Raw genomic sequence first — 11,884 nt, forward strand, 5'->3', positions numbered from 1 at the left:
CGTCGTCAGTTCTGGTGACCCCCTCGTGGAAGGATTGACGACCATGACCGACGCTCGACCGCCCGGCGCCGACGAGGCCACATTCATCGCCGCGGCTCGTTCCGGCGATCCGGCGCGGTTCGCGCTCATCACCGAGCGCCACCGGCGTGAGCTGCTGGTGCACTGCTACCGGATGCTCGCCAACTACGAGGACGCCCAGGACCTGACCCAGGAGACGTTCCTGCGCGCGTGGCACAAGCGGGAGTCGTTCCAGGGCCACGCCACGCCGCGGACCTGGCTGTACCGGATCGCGACGAACGCCTGCCTCGACTTCCTGGACAAGCGCGACAACCGCACACCCGTGCCGTCCGGGCTGCCCGACTCCGAGCTGCCCTACCTGCAGCCCTACCCCGACCGGATGCTGCCCGAGGACCCGCAGGACGCGGCGGTGGCGCGGGAGACGATCGAGCTGGCGTTCATCGTCGCCGTCCACAGCACCTGCCGCCGCGGCAGCGGGCGGTGTTCATCCTGCGCGACGTCCTCGGCTGGCCGGCGCCGAAGACCGCCGAGGCCCTCGACCTGACCGTCGCCTCGGTGACCAGCGCACTGCAACGCGCCCGCGTGACCATGCGCACGCAGCTGCCCGGCCGCCGCCTCGACTGGCGCAGCCCCGCCACCCACGAGCTCTCCAGCGACGAACGCGGCGTGGTCCAGTCCTACATCGACGCCCACCAGCGCAACGACCTCGACGCGCTGACGTCCCTGCTGCGCGACGACCTGCGCTTCGCGATGCTCCCCGACCCGGGCACCGTGACCACGACAGCCAAGGACGCGGTGGACGGCTGGATCTCCGGCGGACTCTTCCAGCCCGGCCACGACGACTGGCGCGGCATCGCCGCGACCGTCAACCGCATGCCCGCCGCCGCGCTCTACCTGCGCACCCCCGGCCACCCGGAACACCGGCTCTTCGCCATCGCGCTCCTGCACATCGTCGACGGCACGATCGCCGAGCTCACCGGATTCGACGCCACCGGCACACCCTGGCTGGACCTGCCCCCGGCCCTGTGATCACCTCGTCTCGTACCGGGTCAGCACCACACCGCCGGGAAACGTCCGGGTCTCCACCAGGCGCAGGTTCACCCAGCTGTCCAGCGCGGCGAAGAACGGCGTGCCGCCGCCGACCAGCACCGGATGAGTGACCAGCACGTACTCGTCGATCAGCCCGGCCCGCATGGCCGCCCCGGCCAGGGTCGCGCCGCCGACGTCCATCGGGCCGGCGTCCGCGGCCTTGAGCCGGGTGATCTCGGTGACCGCGTCGCCGGTGACCAGGCGGGTGTTCCAGCCGACCTGGTCGATCGTCGAGGAGAACACCACCTTCGGCATGTCCCGCCAGCGGCGGGCGAACTCGATCACCGCCGGTGTGGCCCCGGGCTGCTCGTCGGCGGTCGGCCAGTGGGAACTCATCTCCTCCCACAGCTTGCGCCCGTACAGCGACAGGCCCGTCGCCGCCACCCGGTCGGACCACCACTGGAACAGCTCGTCGCCCGGCGACGAGTCCGGTCCCTCACCCCCGCTCCAGCCCAGGTCGTCGCCCGGCGCGGCGATGTAGCCGTCCACGGTCACGTTCATGGCAAAGGTCAGTTTCGGCATCGCGCCAGCCTCCCGTGAGTCTCACCGGTACAGACGGACGCGGCGCGGAAACCTCATCGGTGCGCAGGCGGCCGGCCCTCACCCCTGGGTGATCTCCACGATCCCGCGGTCCGCGTCGAGGCGGAGGTGGTCGCCGGTGCGGATCACCGCGACCGGGTCCTGGTCGAGGTCGCTCAGCGTGGGGACCCGGGTGACGACGGCGCCCAGCGCGGCCTTCGTCGTGGTCACCGTGAAGATCATGCCTGCCGGGGCGGTGCCCAGCAGCCGGGTGGACTGGAAGAAACCCGACCAGCCGGACGAGCCCTTCGCGCCGGGGAAGACCAGGATCTTCCCGGTGAAGCACACCCCGCACAGCTCGTGCCTGCGCTCGGTGATCGTGCCGGTGGCCGGGTCGATGCCGCCCCAGCCGGAGATCGTCTCGTGCGACACCAGCGCCTCACCCTCGACCACGCCGGGCACGACCGTGCGTCCACGCAACGTGATCATCGCAGCCCTCCCCGCCAGCGCCCGGTGACCGCCGCGTCCACGCAGTCCTCCAGTGACCCGAACCACGCCTCGATGCCCAGGATCGCGGGCAGGTAGTGGGCCTGCTTGGCCGAGTCGGTGGCGAACACCTTCGTGCCCGGCGGCGCCACCCGCGACATCGCCGGGCACGAGTCGGCCAGCAGCTTGCCGCCCGCCTTCTCGATCACGGCGGTGTAGCCGCTGCGGTCGGCCACCGCCTTGAGCGCCCGCGGCGCCATGATCCACAGCTGGGTGCCCGAGTGCAGGCGCTTGCCGTCCAGGGCCCGCGCCGCGGCGCGGATCTGGTCGATCGAGGCGTGCGGACAGCCCAGCAGCACGAAGTCGACGTCGGTGGACCGGCCCTGGTCGTTGAGCTTCTCGTAGATCGCCCGCCGCTCGCGGGGACCGTAGACGACGGCGTCCGGGACGGGGCCGTCGAAGGCCGCTTCCACCGTCGGCGCCTCCGGGGTGATCCCGGGCAGGTGGTAGAGCTCCACGCCACCGGAGGACGCCGCCGCCGCGCCGAAGTGCTTGAGGTCCACCAGATCCGGCCGCGTGAACTCGCCCGTGACCACCGGCCGCTGGTCCTGCACCAGCTCCCCGGCGAAGTACCCGAGCATGCCCCAGTCGAGGAAGTCGCGCACCCCGGATTCGACGCGGATGTGGTGGGTGCCGAACCGGTTCTCCGCGAGGTGGTTGCCCCAGCACGGGATCTTCCCGGTCAGCGACGCCGCGCCGGTGGACGTGCCGCCCTCGCAGTTGGTCCGGGCGCCCAGCACCGAGTTGCAGTACACCACCGCGGAGGACTCCATCCACGCGCAGTGCTCGCCGCGCACCGGCAGGTTGCCCACCTGGTAGGGCGTGCAGGTGGCCAGGATGTTCACACCCCGGCGGCCGTAGAAGGCCTCGGCGTCGCTCTGCAGCTCCACGAACTCCTTCGGATACGGCACCACGCCGGCCGAGTCCGGCCCGAAACCCTGCTGCAGCTGGCAGGTCGGCACCCGCATGTCCGGGATCTCGATGGCGTCGTCGCAGTCGAGGTTGAGCACGGCGAACGCCTTGTGCCAGCCGCCCTCGGCCACCAGCTTCGCCTTCAGCGGCGAGGGCTGGGTGCTGGTGCCCGCCACGTTGCGGGTGTCGCACAGCCGCTGCGCGCCCAGCGCGTCGCCGTACCGGATGAGCAGGTCCATCGCGGCCGCGACGGCCGGGCCCTCGGCGCCGTCGCGCATGGCCTTCTCCTCGTCGGTGAGGATCACCGGACCACCTCGCTCGCGACGACGGGCGCGTGCTGCCCCACCGGGTTCGTCTCCGGCCCGCGGCGCACCGCCGCGAACATCAGCAGGCCGCCGAACACGATCAGCACGATCGGGGTGAACTCGTACGGCATGATCGCGGACAGCGCGAGCAGCCACACGGTGTAGAGGCCGGGCAGGATCAGGCCGAACATGTAACCGATCCCGTACCCGCTGGCCCGCACCGAGGCGGGGAACCGCTCGTTGAGGTAGACCAGGATGACGCCCAGCGGCGCCGACGGCAGCACCTTCGCCACCACCGCGATGAGCGCGATCAGCCACACCGGAGCGCCCGCCCGGGCGGCGACGACCAGCAGCGCGAACGCGCCGCCGACCACGAACGCCAGCACCAGCGCCCACCGCATCAGCAGCGCCCGCCGCCCGAACCGCTGCCCGGCCGCGGCCAGCACCATGATCAGCACGATCGAGCAGACCGACCCGATGATCTCCACGGCCGACGACAGCCGCGGGCTCTGGTCGAGCACCTGCACGAGCAGCGTCGGCAGGAACGACACCGACATCTGGGTGGCGAACCAGTAGCCGCAGGTGAACAGGAACACGCTGAAGATCAGCGCCCGGTGCGCGGTGAACAGCTCGACCACCGGCTGACGGGCGCCCTGGCGGGCGGTGCGCGCGGAGTCGTCCTCGACGACGTGGCGGTAGTGCATCAGGTACGCCACCCCGAGCGCGAAGCCGAGGAAGAACGGGATCCGCCAGCCCCAGGAGAGGAAACCACTGTGCGGGAGCACGTCGAGCATGCCGAGCAGGAGCGTGTTGATCACCAGGAACGAAGCGGGGGCGCCGACGCCGATGAGACCGCCCACGCGACCACGACGGCCGGGTGGCGCCTGTTCCAGCGCGAGCGGGATCGGCGCGGCGTACCCGCCGGCGAGGAAGATCCCGCCGATCAGCCGGAGCGCCGCGAACACGGCGATCGCGCCGTAGCCCCACGACCCGTAGCCGGGCAGCAGGCCGATCAGCAGGGTGACGATGGTGAAACCCCAGCCGCTGATCATGGTGACCGGCTTGCGGCCGATGCGGTCGGAGAGGTTGCCGAAGATCACGCTGCCGATCGGGCGGCCGACCAGCCCGACCGTGAACAGCAGGGTGGTGAACGTGGCGCGCACCGACGCGGGCAGGTCGGGCGGCATGAAGTAGGCCATCGCGGCGGGCAGGACCAGCGCGGGCAGGTACACGTCGAAGCTGTCGACGAACATCGAGAACGCCCCGCCGCGGGCGGACCGTCGCTGGTCGGCTTCGCCGATGGCGGTGGACGGGGGAACTTCGGGCAGCGCCATTGCGGCCTCCTGTCGGGGTGAGGTCAGGGACGGAGCACGGCGCCGTCGTCGAGGGGACGCACGGTCCGGCGGTAGACGGACAGCCAGCCGGTCTCCTCGTGGTCCCGGGCCGGCTGGGGGTTTCGGGTGGCGAGTTCGGCCGGGCCGACCCGCAGGTCGCAGACCCGGCCGGGGAGGTCGATGTGGACGGTGTCGCCGTCGCGGGCGAACGCGAGCGGCCCGCCGTCGGCGGCCTCGGGGCGCACCTCGCCGACCACGATGCCGCGGTTGACCAGGCCGGAGAGCTGGCCGTCGGTGACGACCGCGACCCGGCCGGTGAGCCCGGCGCGGTCGAGCGCGAACACGATCTGCGAGGCCATGCCCATGCCGGGGCGGCCACGCGGGCCCAGCCCGCGGACGATCACGACATCGCCGGGCGCGATCCGCCCATCGGCGAGCGCGGCCACGGCGTCCTCCTGCGACTCGAAGCAGCGGGCGGGGCCAGTGAAGGCGGCCGGCCGCTCGTCGCCGACGGCGAGCTTGACGATGCCGCCGGAAGGGGCGAGGGAGCCACGCAGGACCACGATCAGCGGCTGCTCGGTGAACGGCCGGTCGCGAGGACGGATGACCTCCGGATCGGCCACGGTGACCGGGGCCAGGTTCTCGCCCACGGTGGCGCCGGTCGCGGTCACCGGCAACGGGTCGATCAGGTCGCCGAGCGCGCGCATCACCGCTGCCGCGCCGCCCGCGGCTTCGAACTGCTCGATCGTGTGCGGGCCGTTCGGCCGGACGGCGGACAGGACCGGTGTGGCAGGGCCGAGCTCGGCGTACAGGCCGAGGACGTCGACGTCCACTTCGGACTCGGCCGCGACGGCCTGGAGGTGCTTGACGGTGTTGATCGACGCGCCGACCGCCAAGGCCACCCGGACCGCGTTGTGGAAGGCCGCTTCGGTGAGGACGGCACGCGGGCGCAGGTCCTCACCGACCATCTCGACGATCCGGGCGGCGGCGTCGTCGGCGGCGGCCCACATCGCGGGCGAATTCGCCGCCACCGGGGTGGTCCCAGGCAGCGCCATGCCGAGAGCCTCGGCGACGATGTGCATCGAGTTCGCGGTGCCCATGCCCGGGCACACCCCGGGCCCGCCGACGGCGACGTCGCTCATCTCGGTCAGCTCGTCCACTGTGGACGAGCCGCAGGCGTGCAGGAACACCTCCTCGATGTCGCAGTGCCCGCCGCGGAAGCACCCGCTGGGCTGGTAGCCGCACGCGACGAGCAGCGTGGGGATGTCCAGCCGCCCGGCGGCCATCAGCTGCGCCGGAGCGGTCTTGTCGCAGCTGGCCAGGCAGATCATGCCGTCCAGCTGGGCGCCCTCGACGGCGACCTCGATGTCGTTGACGATGAGATCCCGGGCGGACAGGATGTAGCCGCCGCCGTGGCCCGCGGAGTGGATGAAGTCGCTCGGCGCGGTCGTGCGCACCTCGAAGGCGAGACCGCCCGCCGCGGCGATGCCCTTCTTGATCCGCGCGGCGATCTCGTCCAGGTGGCTGAAACAGATGGCCAGGTCCGACGAGGAGTTGACCACCGCGATCTTGGGCTTGCGGAGGTCGTCGTCGGTGAGGCCGAGCGCACGCCACTGGGCGCGCCGGGTCGCCCAGCGCACGGTGCCGGGCGGGAAGTCGCTGCGTACCAAGGGTTCTGTCCTCCTCAGCCGTCGAGGTTGGCGGACAACCGGGCGGCGAGATCGCCGTGGTCGATGTCGTGCACGCTGTCCTTGCCCGCGAGGTCCAGCGCGTGCGCGGCCGCCATGCCCATCGCCCCGCACGGGCCCATCACCCGGATGCTCGACAGGGCGGCCGCGTCGCCGTCGACGCAGCGGCCGGCGACCAGGACGTTGTGCGCCTCCGGCGGCGTCATCGCGCGCAGCGGCACGTAGTGCACGTGGTCCGGCCCGAACGTCTCCCACACGTAGCCCTCCGGGCTGTCGTGCAGCTCGACCGGCCACGCGGTGCGCGCGACCGCGTCCGGAAAGCGTTTCCCGGACCGCACCTCGTCCAGCGTCAGCTGGTGGGCGCCCTGCGCCCAGCGGGTCTGACGCCGCCCGGGGAACCCGTAGGCCCGCACCCGGGCCCGGCCGAACGCTTCCGGGAACTCGGTGCGCAGGAACGCCACGACCCGGTCGGCCTGCGCCTTGCCGTCGAGCTGGGCGCGCGCGGCGGCGATCGGGTCCAGCGGCGCCTCGATGTGGGTCATGTTGAGCACGGCGGTGCCCCGGCCGGGGAAGTAGAACGCGAGCCCGTCGTGGCGGCGCAGGCCGTACTCCGCGGCCTTGGCGCCGACCCGCTCGGCCAGCACGTCCGGGTCCGGCGTGCCGTCCTCGTCCACGTGCTCGACGACCAGCTGCTGGGAGCCGTAGATCTCGCGCTCCGGCAGCCGGCACGGCAGTCCCGCCTCCCACACCAGGGAGGCGTCACCGCTGGCGTCGACGAAGCCGACCGCGTCGACCTCGACGGAGCCGTACCGGGTCGCGAAGGTGACCGACTCGATCCGTTCCCCGTTACGGACCACCCCGGTGATCGAGGCGCCGGTGATCACCTGGATGCCGTGCTCGCGCACCGTGTTCTCCACCCACCGGCCCAGCGCGACCTCGTCGTAGCCGACGGTGATCGTGTGCCGACGGTTGTAGAACAGGTCGCCCGTGGCCTCCAGGTCGCGGAAGATGTCGTCGAAGATCCCGTGGGTCAGCTGGCGGTAGCCGGGCGCGTTGCCGAACACCCCGCAGAACAGGCCGATCAGCGAGTTGACCATCTGGCCGCCGAGCACCGGCAGCGCGTCGACGAGGACCACCGAGCGCCCCAGGCGGGCGGATTCGACGGCGGCGGACAGGCCGGCGATCCCGGCGCCGACCACGCAGACGTCGGCGGTGACGTGGTGCGTGGCGGGCCCGGGGGGCTTGCGGACCGTGTGGACCTTGAGCTCGGTGAGGGGGTGCGGCATGGATCACACGCTAAGCGGGTGCGCCGGGCGGCCGGAAATAGAAGATCGTGCTGCGCGGGCATAAACAGCGCTGATGGTGGTTCAGATGCCGGCGGCCAGCGACACCAGGACCTCGCGGAACCAGCGGTGCGCGGGGTCGCCGTCGTAGTCGGTGTGCCACCAGAACCGCTCCACGATCGGTTCCGGATCGCCGGGGCACGGCAGGACCCGCAGACCGAGCCGGGGCGCGACGCGCTGGGCGAGCCGTTCCTGCAGCAGCGCCACCCGGTCGGTGCCCGCCACGAAGTGCGGGACCGCCTGGTAGCTCTCCACCCGCACGCGGATGCGCGGCTGGATGCCGAACAACACCAGCTGGCGGCTCATCGGCGCGGCCGGGGCGAACCCGCGGTCGGGCTGGAACGGCGCCACCCAGGTCATCTCCGCCAGCTGCGCCAGGCTCAGCTCGTCGCCGGTCACGTGCGGGTTCGCGGCGTCGACGACGCACACCCACCGCTCGGTGAACAGCTCCACCGACCGCACGTCGGGCAGGTCGAACCGGCTGGCCGGGGGCGCGACCAGGCCGTCGATCAGGCGGATCGTGCCCCCGATGTCCCTGGCGAACGCCTCGCGGACCAGCCGGACGTGCAGCTGCACACCGGGCGCCTGCTCGGCCAGGAGCGCGGACAGCCGGGTGCCCAGCACCTCGATCGTGTAGTCGGCCATGAACACCGTGAACTCGCGGCCGGAGACGCCCGGGTCGAAGTCGTGGCCGGTGCCGAAGAGCCGTTCGGTGGCGCCGCAGATCGCCTCGACCTGGTCGGTCAGCTGCGCGGCCAGCGGGGACAGCACGTAGCCGTTGCCGCTGCGCACCAGCAGGTCGTCGTCGAAGTGGCGGCGCAGCCGGGCCAGCGACGCGCTCACCGCGGGCTGCGTCACGCCGAGGCGCGCCGCCGCGCGGGTGACGTTGCGTTCACGCAGGAGCTCGCGCAGCACCACGAGCAGGTTGAGGTCCAGGTTGACCAGATGGACGGCGGAGGCCCTTGCCACCGCGGGACTATAAATCGGACTGTTTGCCCCGGCAAGCTCCGGCGGAGCGCGGCTGTACCAACGCGGCGCGCGTTCGCGATGCTGTGGACGTGGAGTACGTGTCCCGAGTGCCGCGGCCACCGCTGGACGGGCTGATCGACGACCTCTACTACCTGGCGGGCGCGCCGCCGTACGCCCGGCTGACACTGCCGCCGGCGCCGTCGGCGCTGCTCATCGTCAACCTCGGGGCGCCGTTCCGCATCCGCGCCGGCACCGACATCGAGACGGCCTCATACGCCGACGGCTGCGTGGTCACCATGTCCACCCGCGCGCTGGAGTTCGGCTATCCACCCCGGACCTCGTCCGTCGGCGTGCACTTCAAGCCGTGGGGGCTGGCGCCGTTCCTGCCGATGCCCGCGGCCGAGCTGTGCGACCGGCCGGTGACGGTGGAGCAGGTGTGGGGCCGGCCCGCCGTCGCCGAGCTGCAGGACCGGCTGGCCACCGCGGACGGACCGCAGGAGATGCTGACGCTGCTCGAGGACGAGCTGAGGCGACGGCTGCGCGAGACCACCGGCCTGGGGCTGGTCCGCCACACGAGCAGTGTCATCGCGGCGGCAGGCGGGGCGGTGGCGATCGGCGACCTGACCGTGGCGGCCGGTGTCAGCAGCACCCATCTGGCGCACCGGTTCAAGCAGCTCGTCGGCGTCACGCCGAAGCGGCTGGCCCGCACCCACCGCCTCCTCGCCACCGTGTTCGCGATCGACCCCGCCGGACCGGTCGACTGGGGCGGCCTCGCCGCCGCCGCGGGCTACTTCGACCAGGCCCACTTCGGCCACGAACTGCGGGAGTTCACCGGGCTCACGCCGACCCGGTACCTCGAAGTCCGGCGGCGGTTCCTGCGCGAACACCCCGGCCACGCGCTGGAGGGCTGGCCGCTGCCCGCCGATTGATTTCTTACAAGAGCCGCGGCTGACGACCCGCTAGTTTCCGGGGCACCCAAGCAGAGGAGGAGAGTCCCGTGGGCAAGGTGGTCATGTACAGCTCGGTGTCGGTGGACGGCTTCATCGCGGACGACAACGACCAGCCAGGGCCGCTGTTCGACTGGCTGACCAGCGGAGACGTCCCGTTGGACGACAGCGGGGCGCTGAAGGTGTCGCAGACGTCCTACGACTACACGCGGGCGTACTGGGACCAGATCGGGGTGACCATCGCCGGCCGCCACGTCTTCGACCTCACTGACGGCTGGGACGGCAAGCCCCCGGGCGGGATCGACCACGTGGTCGTCGTGACGCACCGGCCGCCGCCCGAGGGCTGGGACCCCCGGGCGCCGTTCCACTTCGTCGACGGCGTCGAGGCGGCCGTGGCCAAGGCACAGGAGCTCGCGGGCGACCGGCTGGTCGAGGTCGCCGCCGGTGACGTCGGCGGCCAGGTGCTCGCCGCGGGTCTGGTCGACGAGGTGCGCATGGACGTCGTCCCCGTGGTGTTCGGGTCCGGCAAGCGCTACTTCGGGTCGGTCGACGCGCAGCACCTGCTGGAGGACCCGGAGGTGGTCATCCAGGGCAACCGGGTACTGCACCTGCGCTACCCGGTGCGCCGCTGACCGCGCGTCATTCCGCGTCGCGGGGCCCGGCGGCGCGGCGCAGCCGGTTGGCGATCGCGAGTCCGAGCCCCTCCTCGGGCGGCAGGGACGCCACGACGAGGTCGCAGCCCCGCTGGTCGAATTCGCGCAGGAACCCGTAGAGGCTGCGCGCGTAGTCGGCCATCAAGCCGGGGACCGGCACCACCGCGTGCACCGCCGCGGGACCGTCGCCGGACGAAGGAGGCAGCAGGACACCCACCTTGTGCCCCTGCTCCTGCGCCAGCTCCGCTTCGACGACGACCTTCTCCGGCTCGACCAGCACGACCCGCGCCCGCGGCGCGTAGTGCGAGGGGTGCTGGCCCGGCACCCGGACGTGGCTAGTCGACGGGACCGCGACGGGCCGCCCCAGCACCGCTTCGAGGTCCTCGCGCGTCACCCCACCGGGCCGCAGGACGCTCGGGGTGTCGCCCGTGACGTCGACGATGGTCGACTCCACACCGACGTCACACGGGCCGCCGTCCAGCACGAAGTCGACGACGTCGCCGAGTTCGGCCCGCACGTGCTCGGCTGTCGTGGGACTGACGGAGCCGAACCGGTTGGCGGAGGGGGCCACGACCCCGCCGCCGAACGCCGCGAGCAGCGCGAGCGCGACGGGATGGCCGGGCACCCGCACGGCGACGGTCTCCAGCCCGCCGGTCGCTTCCAGCGGAACCCGGGGCGCGCGCCGGAGCACCAGCGTCAGCGGCCCCGGCCAGAAGTGCTCGGCCAGCAGCCGCGCCGTCGCGGGTACCTCCTCGACCCACTCCCCCAGCAGCTCCGCACCGCCGATGTGCACGATGAGCGGATGCGACGGCGGGCGCCCCTTCGCCTGGAACACCCGCGTCACGGCGGCCGCGTCCTCGGCGTTGGCGCCCAGGCCGTAGACCGTCTCGGTGGGAAGGGCCACCAACCGCCCGGCGCGCAGCAGTCCGGCCGCCTTGTCGATGTCGTAGGTACTCGCCGTCACGGGCGCCATCCTCCCACCGGCCCGCTCACCCCTCGCGGCCCCGGCCCCTCCTGACGGTTCCCCGGCCGATGGTGCGCGCGTGCTGCTCGACGGCGGCGCAGTCGGAAGGCAGCCTCCGATCCTGGCAGTGTGCGCCCGACAACCCAGCGGTCCGGCCGGCGATAGGACTTTCAGCGGGTCAGGAGGCTGCTGGCTTCCTGGGCGGCGGGTCCGGCTTCGGCCAGGTGCGCCAGGTTGGCGGGCAGTTCCTCGCCGCGGTGGCGCTTGGTCTGGGCGTAGAGGCGGCCGGCGCGGTAGGAGGAGCGGACCAGCGGCCCGGCCATCACCCCGGCGAACCCGAGGGACTCGGCGACCTTGGCGTGCTCGACGAACTCCTCCGGCTTGACCCAGCGGTCCACCGGGTGGTGCCGCACCGACGGGCGCAGGTACTGGGTGATGGTCAGGATCTCGCAGCCGGCCTCGACCAGGTCGCGCATCGCGGGCTCGACCTCCTCGGGGGTTTCCCCCATGCCGAGGATCAGGTTCGACTTGGTGACCAGCCCGGCCTCGCGGGCGCGGGTGATGACCTCCAGCGACCGGGCGTAGCGGAAGCCGGGG

Annotated in this window: 10 protein-coding genes and 2 pseudogenes; 3 read left to right on the forward strand and 9 right to left on the reverse strand. The window is 72.5% G+C overall.

Annotation, left to right across the window (positions count from 1 at the left end; translation table 11 throughout):
- The first annotated feature begins 43 nt into the window (after nt 1-43).
- Nucleotides 44-1,047: pseudogene (locus ACCP09_RS34315) on the forward strand (RNA polymerase subunit sigma-70).
- Here the strand turns inward: ACCP09_RS34315 and ACCP09_RS34320 are convergent.
- The 7 genes from ACCP09_RS34320 to ACCP09_RS34350 all read right to left on the reverse strand — a co-directional run bounded on the left by ACCP09_RS34320 (nt 1,048) and on the right by ACCP09_RS34350 (nt 8,723).
- Entirely contained in the window at nt 1,048-1,629 is a 582-nt protein-coding gene (locus ACCP09_RS34320; RefSeq protein WP_378363498.1) for a dihydrofolate reductase family protein, read from the reverse strand.
- Nucleotides 1,630-1,707: 78 nt separating this feature from the next.
- A complete protein-coding gene (locus ACCP09_RS34325; RefSeq protein WP_433752950.1) occupies nt 1,708-2,115 on the reverse strand; it encodes an aconitase X swivel domain-containing protein in 408 nt (135 codons plus the stop codon).
- Complete coding sequence (locus ACCP09_RS34330; RefSeq protein ID WP_433752952.1) at nt 2,112-3,389, reverse strand: aconitase X; 1,278 nt, start codon at nt 3,387-3,389, stop codon at nt 2,112-2,114. The genes ACCP09_RS34325 and ACCP09_RS34330 overlap by 4 nt, the downstream gene beginning before the upstream one ends.
- On the reverse strand, nt 3,386-4,723 hold the full coding sequence (locus tag ACCP09_RS34335; protein WP_027929453.1) for an MFS transporter: 1,338 nt from the start codon (nt 4,721-4,723) through the stop codon (nt 3,386-3,388). The genes ACCP09_RS34330 and ACCP09_RS34335 overlap by 4 nt, the downstream gene beginning before the upstream one ends.
- A 23-nt stretch (nt 4,724-4,746) precedes the next feature.
- Nucleotides 4,747-6,393: a dihydroxy-acid dehydratase gene (locus ACCP09_RS34340; RefSeq protein WP_433752954.1), complete on the reverse strand. Its 1,647-nt coding sequence runs from the start codon at nt 6,391-6,393 to the stop codon at nt 4,747-4,749.
- Between the two features lie 14 nt (nt 6,394-6,407).
- Nucleotides 6,408-7,697: an FAD-dependent oxidoreductase gene (locus ACCP09_RS34345; RefSeq protein ID WP_433752956.1), complete on the reverse strand. Its 1,290-nt coding sequence runs from the start codon at nt 7,695-7,697 to the stop codon at nt 6,408-6,410.
- An 81-nt stretch (nt 7,698-7,778) separates the two neighbouring features.
- Complete coding sequence (locus ACCP09_RS34350; RefSeq protein ID WP_433752958.1) at nt 7,779-8,723, reverse strand: LysR family transcriptional regulator; 945 nt, start codon at nt 8,721-8,723, stop codon at nt 7,779-7,781.
- Nucleotides 8,724-8,830: 107 nt separating this feature from the next.
- Here ACCP09_RS34350 and ACCP09_RS34355 point away from each other — a divergent pair, with 107 nt between their 5' ends.
- Both ACCP09_RS34355 and ACCP09_RS34360 read left to right on the forward strand, forming a co-directional pair.
- The gene (locus ACCP09_RS34355; protein ID WP_378363520.1) at nt 8,831-9,652 is read left to right on the forward strand and encodes a helix-turn-helix domain-containing protein; all 822 of its coding nucleotides are present in this window, start codon (nt 8,831-8,833) and stop codon (nt 9,650-9,652) included.
- 68 nt (nt 9,653-9,720) lie between these two features.
- Nucleotides 9,721-10,302, forward strand: a complete 582-nt coding sequence (locus ACCP09_RS34360; protein WP_433752960.1) for a dihydrofolate reductase family protein — start codon at nt 9,721-9,723, stop codon at nt 10,300-10,302.
- 7 nt (nt 10,303-10,309) lie between these two features.
- On the opposite strand, the gene ACCP09_RS34365 is transcribed toward ACCP09_RS34360, so the two are convergent.
- Entirely contained in the window at nt 10,310-11,296 is a 987-nt protein-coding gene (locus tag ACCP09_RS34365; protein WP_433752962.1) for an L-threonylcarbamoyladenylate synthase, read from the reverse strand.
- A gap of 161 nt (nt 11,297-11,457) precedes the next feature.
- Nucleotides 11,458-11,884: pseudogene (locus ACCP09_RS34370) on the reverse strand (lipoyl synthase); the annotation flags it as partial.

This window comes from Amycolatopsis sp. 3B14 (assembly GCF_050958625.1).
Taxonomy (GTDB): domain Bacteria; phylum Actinomycetota; class Actinomycetes; order Mycobacteriales; family Pseudonocardiaceae; genus Amycolatopsis_E; species Amycolatopsis_E thermoflava.

Bases quoted from the DNA above. Each gene is read 5' to 3' on its own strand.
- ACCP09_RS34320 (WP_378363498.1), bottom strand. From the start codon at position 1,629: ATGCCGAAACTGACCTTTGCCATGAACGTGACCGTGGACGGCTACATC.
- ACCP09_RS34325 (WP_433752950.1), bottom strand. From the start codon at position 2,115: ATGATCACGTTGCGTGGACGCACGGTCGTGCCCGGCGTGGTCGAGGGT.
- ACCP09_RS34335 (WP_027929453.1), bottom strand. From the start codon at position 4,723: ATGGCGCTGCCCGAAGTTCCCCCGTCCACCGCCATCGGCGAAGCCGAC.
- ACCP09_RS34345 (WP_433752956.1), bottom strand. From the start codon at position 7,697: ATGCCGCACCCCCTCACCGAGCTCAAGGTCCACACGGTCCGCAAGCCC.
- ACCP09_RS34365 (WP_433752962.1), bottom strand. From the start codon at position 11,296: ATGGCGCCCGTGACGGCGAGTACCTACGACATCGACAAGGCGGCCGGA.